We start from the raw sequence: 16312 nt of genomic DNA, 5'->3' as shown, positions 1-16312 counted from the left end.
GACGGTACATCCCGCCCCCGTGTCAAACGGGAAAAGCCCACAACGGCCACTCGAACGGTAACCCGACTACCGGCATTCCTGCCGCCCGGAGTCCCGGGTACCCAGGCGAGGCATGTCCGGAGCGTGATGCTCCCCTTACTCTCGCGTGGCACTCGCCGCCGCACACCCGCCGACGTCAGAGGCGGGTCAGGCAGTACACACCGAGGGCGAGCGCGACCGTCCCGGCCACGCTCGCGAGGGCGGCCGATGCGATCTGGTTCACACCCTGGGCCACCGGCTCGCGGCGCCTGAGGCGGGTGCCGGTCCAGGCCAGAAGAGCACCTCCGAACAGGGCGAACACCATGCCCGTGAAGATCGCCGGCCCGCTCTCCATCCCCCGCCCACCTCTTCCGTGCCGTCCGGCTCCGCCCAGCGCGGGGAGAGTGGCACGCACGGGAGAAGGCCGGGCGACGCCGGGGTGAACGGAGGGCCAACGTGATGCCGAACACGCGAGCGGACGCCGCCGGCCCGGCGCGCCCTCCGTATTTTTCCGGCCTTTTTCCCGGCACCGGCGCGTCCCGGCCCCCGGCAGGGGGTCCACCGCGCCCGTGCCACGGGCATACGACGATGATCCGGACGCGGCCACCCCTGCGTCCCGGGACGGCTACGACCGCACGGGCACCCGCCGTACCTCAGGCGCACCAGGCCCTGTGGCCCGCCGCACACCAGACCGACCGCCACGACCCACCGCCGTCGCCGAACAGGCGCGGTCCGGCCCGCCGCACACCGAACCGAAACCGGTCGCCGCGGCCCGTCAGCTCGCGGGCTCCAGGAAGCCCTGCTCCACCAGGAGGCGGATCTGTGCGGGCGTCCGGTCGCGCAGTACCACCGGGTCCTCCTCCATGAGCTGGGCGATGGCGTCCAGGATGCGGCCGGCGCTCAGCGTGCCGTCGCACACGCCCGCGAACCCGGCGCCGACCGTGTCCACCTTGGTGGCCCGGCGCATGCCGCGGTGCTGGCGCAGCACCACGTGCTCCGGGTCCTCGGCGCCGGGCAGCCCGACCTGCTCCTGGACCACTTCGGCGGCCAGCCTGAAGTGGCTGTCGAGCAGCGCCGCGTCGTCGTGCTCCCGCAGGTAGTCGAGTCGCGCGAAGTGCGCCCGGATCGCGTCCCCGAGGGGCTGCTCGACCGGGTGCGGCCACTCCTCCACGGTGATCGAGGGCTCCGCCGCCCCCGTCCTGCGCAGAGTGATCCAGCCGAAGCCGACCGCCTTGACCTTGCGCGCCTCGAACTCGTCGAGCCAGGCGTCGTAACGCGCCTGGTACTCCGCCGGATCGCCGCGGTGGTCACCGGCGTCCCTCAGCCACAGCTCGGCGTACTGCGTGACGTCCTGTACCTCGCGCTGCACGATCCAGGCATCGCACCCGCGCGGCACCCACGACCTGAGTCTGTCCTGCCAGTCCTCCCCTGCCACGTGCTGCCAGTTGGCGAGGAACTGCGCGAACCCGCCCTCGTTCAGCCGTTCCCCCGCCTGCTGAACGAGCGAGCGGCACAGATCGTCCCCGCCCATCCCGCCGTCCCGGTACGTGAGGCGGGCGCGGGGCGAGATGACGAACGGCGGGTTGGAGACGATCAGGTCGAACCTCTCGTCCTTGCGGACCGGCTCGAAGAGCGAGCCCTCGCGCAGATCGGCGGTGGGCGCGCCGGAGAGCGCGAGCGTGAGCGCGGTGATGTGCAGCGCGCGCGGGTTGAGGTCGGTCGCCGTCACGCGCGTGACGTGCTGGGCGGCGTGCAGCGCCTGGATGCCGGAACCGGTGCCGAGGTCGAGGGCGGAGGCGACCGGCGTGCGGACGGTGATGCCGGCGAGGGTGGTGGAGGCCCCGCCGACGCCCAGGACGACCCCTTCGTCACGCCGGCCGATGCCGCCCGCGCCCCCGACCGCGCAGCCGAGGTCGGAGACGATGAACCAGTCCTCGCCGCCGGGGCCGCCGTAGGGCCGTACGTCCACGGTGGCGGCCACCTCGTCGCCGCCCACCCGCGTGAGCCACCCGGCCTCCAGGGCCTCCTCGGTGGGCAGAACGGCCGCCACACGCGCGTGCGGCACCGGTTGCTGGAGCAGGAACAGCCGGACGAGCGTCTCCAGCGGCGTGTCGCCACGGGTAGCCCTCAGCGCGGGCACGGTCTCGCTGCGGGCCAGCGCCGCGTAGGCGGGAGCCCCGAGCAGGTCGAGCAGTCCGTCGGCGGTGAAGGAGGCGCCGAGCAGGGCGTCCCGCAGCCGCGCGGCGACATCGAGGCGGTCGGTGGAGGGCACAGGAGAGGGGGTGGCGTTACTCACGCCCCCCATTGTGGCCCGTGGCGGACGCCTCAGCTGCTGGCCGGGGACGGCGAGGCGGAGGTCTTCGTGCAGCCGGACTGCTTGGTCACCGCCTGGTTGACGTCCCCCTTCTCAAGGCTCTGCAGGGCGGTGATCGCGCCGTCGTACTGCGTCGCCACCGCCTTCATCCGCTCCGAGAGGTCACCCAGACCGGAGGCGAACTTCGTCTGGTCCTTGGTGTCGAGCCCGTCCACCCGCTTCTTCAGATCGGCGTACGCCGACGACAGCGCGGTGAGCTTCTGAACGGCGTCCTGCTGGCTCTTCCGGCCGCTCTCGACGCCCGGAGGCGCTCCGGCGTCGGCCAGGGTGGTCGCGCGCGCCTTGAAGCCGTCGGCCAGGTCCTGGAAGGCCTGGGAGTCGGTCTTCTGGACGTCCTTGGGCGGGCCGTCCTTGGCGACCTTCGCCAGCGCGTCGAAGGCCCCGGAAATCTTCGCCTGCTGCGCCGGCAGCGGATCGCACACCGACTTGGCCCAGGCCACGAGCTTGGGGTCGGGCCCCTTGTCTCCACCGCCGCCGCTGCTGCTGCATCCCGACAGCGCCACCACCAGTACCGCACCGCCGGACAGTGCGGCCGCGAGCTTCTTGTTCACCGGATTGGTCCCTTCCATGGCTCTCGGCCCACGGACCCTACACGGCGGACGTACACCCTCCGCATCCCGTACGCCCCCCGAGACACCCTTTGTGACTCTTTGCACCATGCGAGAGAAGGCTCACCACGTGGGCGAACCCACAGCCGCGCGTACAGCGGGCCCGCAGACGCGCCCCGGACACGAACGGGCGGACGGCGCGTCAGCACGCGCCGCCCGCCCGCCGGTTGAGCAGGACTTCCCGAACAGGCCGAGAGTACGGCTACGAAACCACCGCCGTGTTCGCCGAGTTGGAGATCCGCTCGGTGCTCTCCTCGTCGCCGACGGCGATTCCGCGCCGCTTGGAGACGTACACGGCGACGACGATCACCAGGAGCGCGATGATCGCGGCCCCGATCCGTACGCCGAGGTTCTTGTCGTTGCCGTAGGAGAACTTGATCACCGCGGGCGCGATGAGCAGCGAGACCAGGTTCATGACCTTCAGCAGGGGGTTGATCGCCGGCCCGGCGGTGTCCTTGAAGGGGTCGCCGACCGTGTCGCCGATCACCGTCGCGGCGTGGGCCTCACTGCCCTTGCCCCCGTGATGGCCGTCCTCCACCAGCTTCTTGGCGTTGTCCCAGGCGCCACCGGAGTTGGCGAGGAACACCGCCATCAGCGTGCCCGTGCCGATCGCGCCGGCGAGATAGGAACCGAGCGAGCCGACGCCGAGCGTGAACCCGATGAAGATCGGCGCCATCACAGCGAGCAGACCCGGCGTCGCCAGCTCCCGCAGGGCGTCCTTGGTGCAGATGTCGACGACCTTGCCGTACTCGGGCTTCTCGGTGAAGTCCATGATCCCGGGCTTCTCACGGAACTGCCGCCGCACCTCGAACACCACCGCACCCGCCGAACGCGACACGGCGTTGATGGCCAGTCCGGAGAAGAGGAAGACGACCGCCGCACCCGCGACGAGGCCCACGAGGTTGTTGGGCTGCGAGATGTCCAGGGACAGGCTCAGCGGCGCCCCCGGGCCGGTGAGCTTCGCCCCGACGTCCTGCACATTGGTGGTGATCGCGTCGCGGTACGACCCGAACAGCGCCGACGCGGCCAGGACGGCGGTGGCGATGGCGATGCCCTTGGTGATGGCCTTGGTGGTGTTGCCGACCGCGTCCAGGTTGGTGAGCACCTGCGCGCCCGCGCCCTCGACGTCGCCGGACATCTCGGCGATGCCCTGCGCGTTGTCGGAGACCGGCCCGAAGGTGTCCATGGCGACGATCACGCCGACCGTGGTGAGCAGGCCGGTGCCGGCCAGCGCGACCGCGAACAGCGCCAGCATGATCGACGTGCCGCCGAGCAGGAAGGCGCCGTACACGCCGAGCCCGATGAGCAGGGCGGTGTAGACGGCGGACTCCAGGCCGACCGAGATACCGGACAGGACGACGGTGGCCGGGCCCGTGAGGGAGGTCTTGCCGATGTCCCGCACCGGGCGGCGGGTCGTCTCGGTGAAGTAGCCGGTCAGCTGCTGGATGACGGCGGCGAGCAGGATGCCGATCGCCACCGCGACCAGGGCGAGGATCCGCGGGTCGCCGTCCTTGCCCTTGATCGCCGCGTCCGTGACCCCGTCGAGGGCGGAGTACTTCGACGGCAGGTAGACGAAGACCGCGATCGCGACCAGCACGAGGGAGATCACCGCGGAGATGAAGAAGCCGCGGTTGATCGCGCTCATGCCGCTGCGGTCGGTGCGGCGGGGCGCGACCGCGAAGATGCCGATCATCGCCGTGATGACGCCGATGGCGGGGACGAGCAGCGGGAACGCCAGCCCGGAATCGCCGAAGGCGACCTTGCCGAGGATCAGCGCGGCCACCAGGGTCACGGCGTACGACTCGAAGAGGTCGGCCGCCATGCCCGCGCAGTCGCCGACGTTGTCGCCCACGTTGTCGGCGATGGTCGCGGCATTACGCGGGTCGTCCTCCGGAATGCCCTGCTCGACCTTGCCGACCAGGTCGGCGCCGACGTCGGCGGCCTTGGTGAAGATGCCGCCGCCCACACGCATGAACATGGCGATCAGGGCGGCGCCGAGGCCGAAGCCCTCCAGCACCTTCGGCGCGCTGGCCGCGTACACCAGCACCACGCAGGAGGCGCCCAGCAGGCCGAGCCCCACCGTGAACATGCCGACGACGCCGCCCGTGCGAAATGCGATCTTCATCGCGGTGTGCGAAACAGTGGTGAGATCTTTTTCCGGTTCGCCGGGTGCCGGTGTGGCCTCCCGGGCGGCCGCGGCGACCCGCACATTGCTGCGTACGGCCAGCCACATGCCGATATAGCCGGTGGCCGCCGAGAATGCCGCGCCGATCAGGAAGAACACCGATCGTCCGGCCCGCTGATTCCAGTCGTCCGCGGGCAGCAGCATGAGCAGGAAGAAGACGACGACAGCGAATACGCCGAGCGTGCGCAGCTGCCGGGCGAGATACGCCTTCGCACCTTCCTGGACCGCCTCGGCGATCCGTTTCATGCTGTCGGTGCCCTCGCCCGCGGCCAACACCTGGCGCACCAGGATCCCCGCGACCACCAGCGCGGCCAGGGCGACCGCCGCGATGACGGCCACCATGATCCGGTTGTTGTCGGTCAGGACCGCAGCTGCCAGAGACGTGGGATGATCCGACTGAGGGATGGAAAGCCCCGCCATTCGTCCTCCTTGACGCTTGGGCTGAGCTCAAGATGTGGACGGATTCTAGGTACCCCGGAGTGATCTCAACAGAGCGCGGTAAGCGGAATTAGCCTCCACCGGCTCATCAGCAAATGATCGCGATCTCGCCAGACCACCCGAATGGAGTAATGCCCCCAAGGCATTGTCAATGATCGTGAATTCCTTCACGAATTCTGGAGGGTGCCGCGTCCCGCCGGAAAAACACCGAGGGCCCTGCTCGGCAGGGCCCTCGTGAAGTGCTGCGTCGGCGTTCAGACAAGCGCCGCGGCCGGCGGTGTGGTCGGCCAGCTCATACGGATGAGGCCGCCGTCCTGTCCGGTGGTGACCTCCACGTCGTCGACGAGGCCGCTGATGACCGCGAGGCCCATCTCGTCCTCCTCGATCTCCGCGTCACCGTCCTGCGCGCCGGGCGTGTCGCCCGGCGTGGCGTGCGGTGCTTCGTCGCCGACCTCGATGGAGAACTGTTTCTCCTCCTCGATCAGCGCCACCTTCACGGGCGCGCTGATACCGCTGTTCTGGTGAAGCCCCACGGCACGGGAGCAGGCCTCGCCGACGGCGAGCCGGACCTCGTCCAGGACGGCCTCGTCCACTCCGGCCCTGCGCGCCACCGCGGCCGCCACCAGCCGGGCGGTCCGGACGTGCTCGGGCAGCGCGCTGAAGCGGAGTTCGACGGTGGCCATGCATCCCCCTAGTGACTACGGGCGTGCGGTCGGGGGCGGGGCCGCCGAGAGCCCGCACCCCCTGGTGTGCTTCTGTACCCGGACCGCGTCATCGGCCCGGACGGGACCGCCCGGCGGCCGGGCTCGTCGAGAGCCCGGCGCCGGTGACGGGCCCAGGGTCAGTCGGTGGCCGCCACCGCTTCCTCGACCGAGGTGTGGATCGGGAACACCTTGGTGAGGCCGGTGATACGGAAGATCTTGAGAATGCGCTCCTGGTTGCAGACCAGGCGCAGCGAGCCCTCATGGGCACGCACTCGCTTCAAGCCGCCGACCAGCACGCCGAGCCCGGTGGAGTCGAGGAAGTCCACGCCCTCCATGTCGACGACGAGGTGGAAATTCCCGTCGTTCACCAGCTCGACCAGCTGCTCGCGCAGCTTGGGCGCGGTGTATACATCGATTTCGCCACCGACCTCGACGACCGTACGATCGCCGACGGTACGGGTCGACAGGGACAGGTCCACGGATCCTCCAGCACCTTGCTATCGAGCGGTCGCCCCTCGGGCACCTCGGCTTGCGGCCCCCGGGACGCAACGCCAGCCGCGATGGCATTCAATCACTTACCGGCAGGCGCGCACGACGCCTTGGCTCCATTGTCCGTCACTCCAGTGACACACTCGGTGCCGATGGCCAAGAATCACCGATCCGATCGATCCCCGGCTGACCCGGTGTCCCGCCCGTCTCCGGGCGCGGTCCTGGACCGGCTCGCCTCCGGACCGAGCCGGTCTGCACGCATCACTCATACGGAGCACTTGCCCCCGCGCGCGGGCCGCCATGCCGTCTGGCCTGACCGGATTCGCTCCGAGGTGATCGCGGCCGTGCAGGCGTGCGGCATCGAACACCCGTGGGCGCACCAGGCAATGGCCGCCGAGCACGCCCTGGACGGCGAGTCGGTGGTGGTCGCCACCGGCACGGCGTCCGGCAAGTCCCTGGCGTATCTCGTGCCCGTCCTGTCCACCCTCCTGGACGGCTCCGAGGCCCCGAACGGGCGCGGCGCGACCGCCCTGTACCTGGCCCCCACCAAGGCGCTCGCGGCGGATCAGTGCCGATCGGTGAAGGAACTTTCACAGCCTCTGGGCACGTCGGTGCGCCCGGCCGCGTACGACGGCGACACCCCGTTCGAGGAACGCGAGTGGATCCGCCAGTACGCCAACTACGTCCTCACCAACCCCGACATGCTGCACCGCGGGATACTCCCTTCCCACCCGCGCTGGTCCTCCTTCCTGAAGTCGCTCAGGTACGTCGTCATCGACGAGTGCCACACCTACCGGGGCGTCTTCGGCTCGCACGTCGCCCAGGTGCTGCGCCGGCTGCGCCGCCTGTGCGCCCGCTACGGCGCCTCACCCGTCTTCCTGCTGGCCTCGGCGACCGCCGCCGAGCCCGCCGTCGCGGCCCGCCGGCTGACCGGCCTGCCGGTGACCGAGGTCGCCGACGACGCCTCGCCGCGCGGGGAGCTCGTCTTCGCCCTCTGGGAGCCCCCGCTCACCGAACTGCACGGCGAGAGGGGCGCCCCCGTACGGCGTACCGCCACCGCGGAGACCGCCGACCTGCTGACCGACCTCACCGTGCAGGGCGTGCGCTCGGTCGCCTTCGTACGGTCCCGGCGCGGCGCCGAGCTGATCTCGGTGATCGCCCAGGAGAAGCTGGCGGAGGTCGACCGCTCCCTGGTCCGGCGTGTCGCGGCCTACCGCGGCGGCTACCTCCCCGAGGAGCGCCGCGCCCTGGAACGCGCCCTGCACTCCGGCGAGCTCCTCGGACTGGCCGCCACGACGGCCCTGGAGCTGGGCGTGGACGTCTCCGGCCTGGACGCGGTGGTGATCGCCGGCTACCCGGGCACGCGGGCGTCCCTGTGGCAGCAGGCGGGCCGCGCGGGCCGCTCCGGCCAGGGTGCGCTCGCGGTGCTGGTGGCCCGCGACGACCCGCTGGACACCTTCCTGGTCCATCACCCCGAGGCCCTGTTCGACCAACCGGTGGAATCGACCGTCCTCGACCCCGACAACCCCTACGTCCTCGCCCCGCACCTGTGCGCCGCCGCCGCGGAACTCCCGCTGACCGAGGAGGACCTGGACCTCTTCGGCCCCGCCTGCGCGGACGTGCTGCCGCAGCTGGAGGCCGCGAAGCTGCTGCGCCGGCGGACGAAGGCCTGGCACTGGACGCGCCGGGAGCGGGCCGCGGACCTGACCGACATCCGGGGCGCCGGCGGCCGTCCGGTGCAGGTCGTCGAGGCGGGCACGGGCCGTCTGCTCGGCACGGTCGACGCGGGCGCCGCGCACTCCACCGTCCACGAGGGCGCGGTCCATCTGCACCAGGGCCGCACCTACCTGGTGCGTCACCTGGACCTGGAGGACTCCGTCGCCCTGGTCGAGCAGGCCGACCCGCCGTACTCCACGGTCGCCCGCGACACCACCGCGATCTCCATCCTGGAGACCGACACCGAGATCCCCTGGGGCGCCGGCCGCCTCTGCTACGGCTCGGTCGAGGTCACCAACCAGGTGGTCTCCTACCTGCGCAGACGCCTGATCACCGGTGAAGTGCTGGGCGAGACCAAACTCGACCTCCCTCCTCGTACGCTGCGCACCCGCGCGGTGTGGTGGACGGTCACCGAGGACCAGCTCGACGAGGCCCGGATCATCCCGGAGATCCTCGGCGGCGCCCTGCACGCCGCCGAGCACGCCTCGATCGGCATGCTGCCCCTGTTCGCGACCTGCGACCGCTGGGACATCGGCGGCGTCTCGGTCCCGCTGCACCCGGACACCCTGCTGCCGACGGTCTTCGTCTACGACGGCCACCCCGGCGGGGCGGGCTTCGCCGAGCGTGCCTTCCACACCGCCCGCGCCTGGCTCACCGCCACCCGGGAGGCCATCGCCTCCTGCGAGTGCGAGGCCGGCTGCCCCTCCTGCATCCAGTCTCCCAAGTGCGGCAACGGCAATGACCCGTTGCACAAGAGGGGGGCGGTACGGCTTCTCACGGTGCTCCTGCGGGGCGCGCCGGACGAGAAGGCGGTCCGGGAGGGCCAGACGTCTCCTGAGGGCCAGGAGAGGCCCGTGTGCCATGAGGGATCCGTGTGCCCGGAGGGCCGTGAAAGGCCCGTGTCTCAAAGGCGCCAGGAAAGTCCGGTGTCCCGGGGAGGCCGGGAGGGGCCCCTGCCTCCAGGGGGCCGGGAGAGCCACGAGGGTGCGCAGGCCCCGGAGGGGCGGGAGAGCCCGGAGGGGCGGGACGAGGCCGCTCCGGGGCGGTCGCCTCGCCGTTGAGGGTGTCCGGCGCCGGTCCCGCGGGGCCCGCTCTGGCCCTGACCTCCGCCGCGAACGGCCCTCTTCCCGCGGCCGCCGTCACGTCCGAGATCTCACCGACGAGCGCGCACCGCACCAGGCGGACCCCCTCGGCCGCAGCCACCCGCCCGGCCCGCTCGCAGGCCGCCGCACCTCCCTCGGACCAGTGGGCCGCCGCCGCGAGCGCCGCCAGATCCGCGCCGCCGGCCGCCCGGTGCCGGACCACGACGGCCTGCCCCAGCGCGAGCACGGCACCGAACACCGCGCACAGCACGGCGATCGCCCCCAGGCTCCACACGGTGGCGGACCCCCGGTCGGAGTACTGCCGGTCCGGCACCGCGCCTCTCCCCACCGCACGTCGCCTCATGACCTCCCTCCCCTTCGCCCCGTGCCGGCCGCCTCTCTCCGCCTCAAAGCCCCCTGCCTCCGTTCGCCCACGACGGCCGCCTCCCTTCGCCCCATGTCGGCCGCCTCATCCGCCTCAAAGTCCGCCGCCTCCCTTCGCCCCGTGCCGGCCACCTCACCCCCGCAAAACCCCCACCGTCCTTCGCCTCAAGGCCCGCCTCCCTTCGCCCCATGTCGGCCACCTCACCCCGCCTCAAACTGGCCGCCTCCCTTCGCCTCAAGCCCCGCCTCGCTTCTCCTCATGGCCCCGCCTCCCCGGTCTCCGCGCTGTCCTCGGCCGGTGCGACGGCCTCCTCCCGCACCTCGAACGGCAGCCCGCTCAGCACCGGCGGCCTGGCCACCACCGTCACCCGGACCTGATCACCCTCGCGCCCGACCATCACCCGAGCCCCGCGCGGCGCCGCCTGCCGGGTCACCGACACCACCGCGTCCGCCGGATCCTGACGGGCGGCGGCCCGGGCCCCCACGCGGGCGGCGTCCACGCACTGGATCTGTGCGGCCACCACGAGCAGCCCCCAGACCAGCGCCATGGTGAACGCCACCAGTACGCAGAGCACCACGGCCGCCTCCGCGGTCACGAACCCCCGGTCCGCGCCTCGCTCACATCCGCGCACTGAGGGCCTTCTTCACGATGTCCTGCAGCTCCGCGCGGACCTGGCCGCTGGTGACGACCTCGTACAGCAGCAGGGCGAACCCGACGGCCGCGATGATCCCCATCGCGTACTCGGACGTCACCATGCCTGCGTCCGCGCGGCACTTCCCCCGCAGCCGTACCGCCGCTTCCTTGATCTTCTTGTTCATTCCAACCCCCATGAGATTCGGGCCCTTTATGGTCTGTGCGCCTACTCCGGCTCGTTCGTCCCCGTACGTCTCATCTGCCTCCCCTCACCCCGCCCGCCAGTCCGATGACGACGGGCAGCACGCCGACCGCGATGAAGGCGGGCAGGAAGCACAGGCCCACCGGCGCGGAGACCAGTACGGCCGCGCGCCGGGCCCGGGCCGTCGCGGTGCGGGCCCACTGCGCGCGTGCGTCGGAGGCGAGGCGGGCGGCCGGACCGGCCGCCGGGAGCCCGGACTCGTCGGCCCGCTGCAGCAACCGCGCCAGGGCTGCCGCGTCGGGCAGATCCACCAACGAGCGCCAGGCGTCCGTCGGTTCACCGCCGAGCCGCACCTCCGCGGCGCCCCGTGCCAGCGCCTGCCCGACGGGTCCGCCGAGCGCCTCCCCCACCGCCTGGGCGGCCACCACCGGGCCGGCACCGGCCGCGATGCAGGCGGCCAGCAGGTCGGCGGCGAGCGGGAGTTGGCGCGCGGCCGCGACGGTGTCGACCCGCTCCGCCCGGCCGGCTGCCAACTGGCGGCCACGCCACCGCCACAGCACGACGCCGGCCCCCAGCCCCAGCACGGCTCCGGCCGCACCGCCGACCAGAACCCACGCCCCGCATGCGGCCCCGGCCGGTGGCAGCCACCGCCGTACCGCGGCTCCAGGCGCGAACCGCCCTCTGGTGAGCGGCACTTCACGGCCCAGCAGTCCCGCCACGCGCCGTCGCGCCTGGTGCCGCCGCCGGGCCAGATCCAACCGCCGAACCACCCAGCCGAGGACCAGCGCCGCGACCTCCACCATCCCCAGCCTGTGGACAACTTCCCCGCTCATACCGCCCACTCCCCCGAGGGCACACACCGCTGCCCGTTCACACCGCCCCCGCTCCCCGCACGATCCGCACGGCCCACCACAGCCCGGCTGCCTCGAACGCCGATCCGATCGCCAGGCAACCGAGGCCGGCGCCGGTGTGGAGGAGGACGTGGAGAGGGTCCGCCCCCATGGCCGAGCCGAGGAGCAGGCCGAGGGCGGGCAGTACGGCCAGCAGCACGGTGGTCGCCCGGGCGCCCGCCAACTGCGCGTGAAGGTCGGCGCGTTGGTCGCGCTCGGCACGCAGGGCCGCGTCCAGCCGGTCCAGGCCGGCCGCGAGTCCGGCACCCTGGTCCACGGCCACCCGCCAGCACGCGGCCAGCCCGAGGAGGCCCTCGGCGCCCGGCTGCCGGGCCGCCGCGGCGAGCGCACCAGGCACGTCCCCGCCGAACCGTGCCGCCGCGACCACGGCCGCCTGCGCCTCGCCGAGCCCCCCGGAGTCCCGCGCCGCCCGCAGCAGCGCCTCGCCGGGCTGCCGTCCGGCGCGCACCTCCCCGGCGAGGGCACCGCACAGGGCGATCACCGCGTCCGCCCGGCGCTCCCGGCCGCGCCGGGCCTGACGGGCCAGCCGTGCCCGGCGCAGCACCGGGACCCCGGCCGCCCCCGCGACGACCGGAATCAGCGAGGCCCCCAGCAGTCCGAGCAGCAGGCCGGCCGCGAGCGCCCACCACTCGGCGCCCAGCCGGTCACGCCACCGGCGCAGCTCCGCGAGCGTCTGGTCCCAGGCAGGCGGGCCGGCCGGCAGCTCCCCACCGCCCGCGAGCAGCAGCCGCGCCCGCCGGATCCCGTAGTGCCGCCCGCCCAGCAGCCAGGCCAGCGCGCCGAGACAGACCAGCGCGGCCCCCATGGACGTCTCACCGATCACTTCGCTCTCCCCTCTCGCTCGTCCCACCGGATTCCACGTCCGCTCGGACGTGCAGGAGTCGCTCCAGCCGCTCCCAGCCGCGCTCCCGTACGAAGGCCCGTCGCCCCCACCGCAGCGCCGGCACCGTGCGGACCAGCCCCGTGGCGTCCCGCTCCAGCACGTGCACCTCGGCGATCCGGCGCCGCCCGGACCGGTCCCGTGCGAGGTGCAGGACCACGGAGAGCGCGGCCGCCAACTGGCTGTGCAGCGCGGCCCGGTCGAGCCCCGCGGCCGTGGCCAGCGCTTCCAGGCGGGCGGGCACATCCGCGGCGGCGTTGGCGTGGATCGTGCAGGCGCCGCCCTCGTGGCCTGTGTTGAGAGCCGCCAACAGATGCACGACCTCGGGTCCGCGGACCTCTCCGACGACCAGCCGGTCGGGCCGCATCCGCAGCGCCTGCCGGACGAGGTCCTCCAGCGTGACCAGGCCGGCGCCCTCCTGGTTGGCGGGCCGGGTCTCCAGCCGGACGACGTGCGGGTGGTCCGGTCGCAGCTCGGCCGAGTCCTCGGCGAGCACGATCCGCTCGCCCGCACCGACCAGGCCCAGCAGAGCGCTGAGCAGGGTGGTCTTGCCGCTTCCGGTGCCGCCGCTGACCAGGAAGGACAGCCGGGCCGCCAGCAGCGCCCGCAAGACCCCCTCGCCGCCGGGAGGCACGGTGCCGGCCCCGACCAGCTCCTCCAGCGTGAACGCCCGGGGCCGTACGACCCTGAGGGCCAGGCAGGTGCAGCCGACGGCGACCGGCGGCAGCACCGCGTGCAACCGGGTCCCGTCGGGCAGCCGGGCGTCCGCCCACGGCCGGGCGTCGTCCAGCCGGCGTCCGGCCACGGCGGCCAGCCGCTGCGCGAGGCGTCGTACGGCCGCGGCGTCGGGGAAGGTCACCGTGGTCAGCTCCAGTCCCCCACCGCGGTCCACCCACACCCGGTCCGGGGCGGACACGAGGACGTCGGTGACGTCCGGGTCGGCGAGCAGCGGCTCCAGCGGCCCGGTGCCGACGAGTTCTGACCTCAGCTGCCGGGCCGCGCCGAGAACCTCGGCGTCGCCGAGCACCCGGCCCTGTTCGCGCAGGGCCTGCGCGACGTGCGCCGGGGTGGGCTCGGCACCGCTTTCCGCGAGCCGGCGCCGTACGCCGTCGAGCAGGGCCGCGCCGTCCGCGCGGTCGAGTCCGGGGAGGGTCATCGCCGGCCCCCGGCCTCGACCAGCGCGCGCTCCCAGAAGGTCACGCAGAAGCGGGCGAGCGGTCCGTGTGCGGCCACGCCCGGCGGTTTCGCGCCGCCCCGCGGGTGCAGCAGCGGCGGCTCGACCGGCACCTCGCCGGCCAGCGGGAGGCCGAGCAGCTGTGCCACCTCCTGGCCGTCCAGGCCCGGTGCGTACGGCCCGCGCACCGCCGCGCGCAGGTCGCGCACGACCATGCCGACGGCGGAGGCGACCCGCCCGGCGGCCGCGATCGCGCGCAGTTCGGCGGGGACGACGAGCAGCGCCAGGTCGAGCTGGGCGAGGGCTTCGGCGACCCCGTCGTCCAGGCGGCGGGGCAGGTCCACCACGACGGTGCCGCCGCGCCGCCGGGCTGCGGCGAGCACCGCGCGCACCGCCTGCGGCGGGATGGCGACGCAGTCCCCGCGGTCCCAGCTGAGCACCCGCAGGGAGTGCAGTTCGGGCAGCGACTCCTCCAGGGCGCCGCCGCCGACCCGCCCGCGGGAGGCGGCGAAGGCGGGCCAGCGCAGTCCGTCGGCGCTCTCGCCACCGAGGAGTACGTCGAGTCCGCCGCCGAGCGGATCGGCGTCCACGAGGAGGGTGCGCAGTCCCTCGCGCGCGGAGGTGACGGCGAGCGCGCACGCGAGCGTGGAGGCTCCGGCGCCTCCCCGGCCGCCGATCACCCCGACGGTGAGGGCCGGGCGGCCCACGCCCTCGGCGACGTCGGCGATCCGGTCGACGAGCCACTGCTCGCCGTCCGGCAGCATCAGGACGTGGTCGGCGCCGATCAGTACGGCGCGTTTCCACACGCCCGGATCGTCCTGGTCGTGGCCGACCAGCACCACGCCGGGCCGGCGCGGGGCCCCGCCGATCCGGCGTGCGGCGTCGTCGCCGACGAGGACCAGCGGGGCCGATTCCCAGCCGTCGCCGTGTTCCGGTACGCCGTGGTGGACCTGGGGTGTGGCGCCGGCGGCCGCGCACAGGCGCAGCAGGTCGTCCAGGAGTGCGGCGTCCTCGGTGACGATGAGCGGCCGGCCCGGCCGGTCTCCGGTGCCGGGCGGCGGGTCGTGGGTGACGGCTGCGGTCACGCGTGTTCCCCCTTCGCTGCGTGGGCCGCGCAGCCCCTGCGGCCACGCGATTCCCAAAGGTGTGAAGAACCGGCGAGCGGCCTCCCGTATGAGCGGCCGGCAGAAACCGGTGGTACGCGCTCCGGCAATGGGAACCGGCCATGAACTCGCCGTGGCCCGAGCGCATGGGAATCACGGTGCAGCGATCCGCGAAATCAAGTGGATCTTGGTCGAAAACTGTGGACAACTCAGGGGCTGTGAATATCGCCGTCACCCATACCGGTGACCTCTGTGCTGATGCCTGTGCGACTTCCACAGAGCAGTGTGATGATTACCCGGAGTAACGAATCACGGGCACACCGGAGCCGCGGTCGCGGCGGCGTGCCGCCATGGCCGCGGCCGCGGAAGGAAGGGGAGGGAGGGGCAAAACCCATCCGGACATGCGACGACCCCCGCCGGGGGGGAGAGCGGGGGTCGTCCCCACGGCCGACTCGGGGGGGAGGAGTCGGGCCGGGTTAGCACGGTCGCGAACGATCCGTGACTTCCATGGTGTACCCGAGAGCCCTCTCAGGCAAACCCACGCGCCCCACCTTACGCCGAATGGTGGGCGCCTATGCTCAGGGGCGTGGAAAACCACTCCTTGCCCCGCGCAGCAGCCTTCTTTGACCTGGACAAGACGGTCATTGCGAAGTCGAGCACGCTCACCTTCAGCAAGTCCTTCTACCAAGGCGGGCTGATCAACCGCAGGGCCGCGCTGCGTACCGCATATGCCCAGTTCGTCTTCCTGGCCGGTGGCCTGGATCACGACCAGATGGAGCGCATGCGCGAGTACCTGTCCGCCCTGTGCCGCGGCTGGAACGTGCAGCAGGTCCGCGAGATCGTCGCCGAGACGCTGCACGACCTCATCGACCCGATCATCTACGACGAGGCCGCCTCCCTCATCGAGGAGCACCACGCGGCCGGGCGGGACGTGGTGATCGTGTCGACCTCGGGCGCCGAGGTGGTGGAGCCCGTCGGTGAACTGCTCGGCGCCGACCGGGTGGTGGCGACGCGCATGGCCGTCGGCGAGGACGGCTGCTTCACCGGCGAGGTGGAGTACTACGCCTATGGCCCGACCAAGGCCGAGGCGATCCGGGAACTGGCCGTGTCCGAGGGCTACGACCTCGAACGCTGTTACGCCTACAGCGACTCCGCGACCGATCTGCCGATGCTCCAGTCGGTCGGGCATCCGCACGCGGTCAACCCGGACCGCGCGCTGCGCCGCGAGGCGGCCGCTCAGGGCTGGCCGGTTCTGGAGTTCCGTCGGCCGGTCCCGCTGAAGAAGCGGCTGCCCACGTTCTCCGTACCGCCCCGCCCCGCGCTGGTCGCGGCGGCGGCCGTAGGAGCGGCGGCCGCGACGGCGGGCCTCGTCTGGTACGCCAGCCGGCGCCGGAGCACCGCCTGAGCCGG

14 protein-coding genes and 1 pseudogene are annotated in these 16312 nt (G+C 72.9%); 2 read left to right on the top strand and 13 right to left on the bottom strand.

What is annotated here, in order from left to right; translation table 11 throughout:
- Positions 1–175: 175 nt before the first annotated feature.
- The 6 genes from IO33_RS0115465 to bldG all read right to left on the bottom strand — a co-directional run bounded on the left by IO33_RS0115465 (position 176) and on the right by bldG (position 6806).
- Positions 176–373, bottom strand: a complete 198-nt coding sequence (locus IO33_RS0115465) for a hypothetical protein (protein WP_031164973.1) — start codon at positions 371–373, stop codon at positions 176–178.
- A gap of 420 nt (positions 374–793) precedes the next feature.
- The gene (locus tag IO33_RS0115460) at positions 794–2323 is read right to left on the bottom strand and encodes a DUF7059 domain-containing protein (RefSeq protein ID WP_031164971.1); all 1530 of its coding nucleotides are present in this window, start codon (positions 2321–2323) and stop codon (positions 794–796) included.
- 20 nt (positions 2324–2343) lie between these two features.
- Positions 2344–2943, bottom strand: coding sequence for a small secreted protein (locus tag IO33_RS0115455; protein WP_342448268.1), 600 nt, complete (start codon positions 2941–2943; stop codon positions 2344–2346).
- A 259-nt stretch (positions 2944–3202) separates the two neighbouring features.
- Complete coding sequence (locus tag IO33_RS0115450; RefSeq protein WP_031164968.1) at positions 3203–5605, bottom strand: sodium-translocating pyrophosphatase; 2403 nt, start codon at positions 5603–5605, stop codon at positions 3203–3205.
- Positions 5606–5877: 272 nt separating this feature from the next.
- Positions 5878–6306 (bottom strand): ATP-binding protein, encoded by a 429-nt coding sequence (locus tag IO33_RS0115445; RefSeq protein ID WP_031164965.1) that lies wholly within the window; start codon positions 6304–6306, stop codon positions 5878–5880.
- A 158-nt stretch (positions 6307–6464) separates the two neighbouring features.
- Positions 6465–6806 carry an anti-sigma factor antagonist BldG gene (gene bldG / locus IO33_RS0115440; RefSeq protein WP_010986038.1) on the bottom strand — a complete coding sequence of 114 codons (342 nt, stop codon included), beginning with the start codon at positions 6804–6806 and terminating at the stop codon, positions 6465–6467.
- Positions 6807–6887: 81 nt separating this feature from the next.
- On the opposite strand from bldG, the gene IO33_RS0115435 reads away from it, so the two are divergent.
- The gene (locus IO33_RS0115435) at positions 6888–9593 is read left to right on the top strand and encodes a DEAD/DEAH box helicase (protein ID WP_245235798.1); all 2706 of its coding nucleotides are present in this window, start codon (positions 6888–6890) and stop codon (positions 9591–9593) included.
- Positions 9594–9675: 82 nt separating this feature from the next.
- Here IO33_RS0115435 and IO33_RS47335 read toward each other — a convergent pair.
- From IO33_RS47335 to ssd, 7 genes and pseudogenes are all read right to left on the bottom strand, one after another.
- Positions 9676–9978, bottom strand: a pseudogene (locus tag IO33_RS47335) (Rv3654c family TadE-like protein); the annotation flags it as partial.
- 277 nt (positions 9979–10255) lie between these two features.
- A complete protein-coding gene (locus tag IO33_RS0115430) occupies positions 10256–10594 on the bottom strand; it encodes a TadE family type IV pilus minor pilin (protein ID WP_031164958.1) in 339 nt (112 codons plus the stop codon).
- 22 nt (positions 10595–10616) lie between these two features.
- On the bottom strand, positions 10617–10817 hold the full coding sequence (locus IO33_RS0115425) for a DUF4244 domain-containing protein (RefSeq protein ID WP_051926756.1): 201 nt from the start codon (positions 10815–10817) through the stop codon (positions 10617–10619).
- A 70-nt stretch (positions 10818–10887) separates the two neighbouring features.
- Positions 10888–11667: a type II secretion system F family protein gene (locus IO33_RS44165; RefSeq protein ID WP_031164954.1), complete on the bottom strand. Its 780-nt coding sequence runs from the start codon at positions 11665–11667 to the stop codon at positions 10888–10890.
- Positions 11668–11704: 37 nt separating this feature from the next.
- Positions 11705–12550, bottom strand: a complete 846-nt coding sequence (locus tag IO33_RS0115415) for a type II secretion system F family protein (protein ID WP_031164952.1) — start codon at positions 12548–12550, stop codon at positions 11705–11707.
- A 7-nt stretch (positions 12551–12557) separates the two neighbouring features.
- Complete coding sequence (locus IO33_RS0115410; RefSeq protein WP_051926753.1) at positions 12558–13781, bottom strand: TadA family conjugal transfer-associated ATPase; 1224 nt, start codon at positions 13779–13781, stop codon at positions 12558–12560.
- Positions 13778–14884: a septum site-determining protein Ssd gene (gene ssd / locus IO33_RS0115405; RefSeq protein WP_031164948.1), complete on the bottom strand. Its 1107-nt coding sequence runs from the start codon at positions 14882–14884 to the stop codon at positions 13778–13780. Before ssd ends, IO33_RS0115410 begins: the two co-directional genes overlap by 4 nt.
- A gap of 592 nt (positions 14885–15476) precedes the next feature.
- On the opposite strand from ssd, the gene IO33_RS0115400 reads away from it, so the two are divergent.
- Entirely contained in the window at positions 15477–16307 is an 831-nt protein-coding gene (locus IO33_RS0115400) for an HAD family hydrolase (protein ID WP_031164946.1), read from the top strand.
- Positions 16308–16312 lie beyond the last annotated feature (5 nt).

Source organism: Streptomyces durhamensis (assembly GCF_000725475.1).
Classification (GTDB): Bacteria; Actinomycetota; Actinomycetes; order Streptomycetales; family Streptomycetaceae; genus Streptomyces; species Streptomyces filipinensis.
The sequence above is the reverse complement of the archived record's forward strand: the minus strand, read 5'-3'. Positions and strand labels throughout refer to the sequence as shown.

Coding starts and splice junctions, on each gene's coding strand:
- IO33_RS0115465 (WP_031164973.1), bottom strand. CDS start 373: ATGGAGAGCGGGCCGGCGATCTTCACGGGCATGGTGTTCGCCCTGTTC.
- IO33_RS0115460 (WP_031164971.1), bottom strand. CDS start 2,323: ATGGGGGGCGTGAGTAACGCCACCCCCTCTCCTGTGCCCTCCACCGAC.
- IO33_RS0115450 (WP_031164968.1), bottom strand. CDS start 5,605: ATGGCGGGGCTTTCCATCCCTCAGTCGGATCATCCCACGTCTCTGGCA.
- IO33_RS0115445 (WP_031164965.1), bottom strand. CDS start 6,306: ATGGCCACCGTCGAACTCCGCTTCAGCGCGCTGCCCGAGCACGTCCGG.
- IO33_RS0115435 (WP_245235798.1), top strand. CDS start 6,888: ATGGCATTCAATCACTTACCGGCAGGCGCGCACGACGCCTTGGCTCCA.
- IO33_RS0115425 (WP_051926756.1), bottom strand. CDS start 10,817: ATGAACAAGAAGATCAAGGAAGCGGCGGTACGGCTGCGGGGGAAGTGC.
- IO33_RS44165 (WP_031164954.1), bottom strand. CDS start 11,667: ATGAGCGGGGAAGTTGTCCACAGGCTGGGGATGGTGGAGGTCGCGGCG.
- IO33_RS0115415 (WP_031164952.1), bottom strand. CDS start 12,550: ATGGGGGCCGCGCTGGTCTGTCTCGGCGCGCTGGCCTGGCTGCTGGGC.
- IO33_RS0115410 (WP_051926753.1), bottom strand. CDS start 13,781: ATGACCCTCCCCGGACTCGACCGCGCGGACGGCGCGGCCCTGCTCGAC.
- IO33_RS0115400 (WP_031164946.1), top strand. CDS start 15,477: ATGCTCAGGGGCGTGGAAAACCACTCCTTGCCCCGCGCAGCAGCCTTC.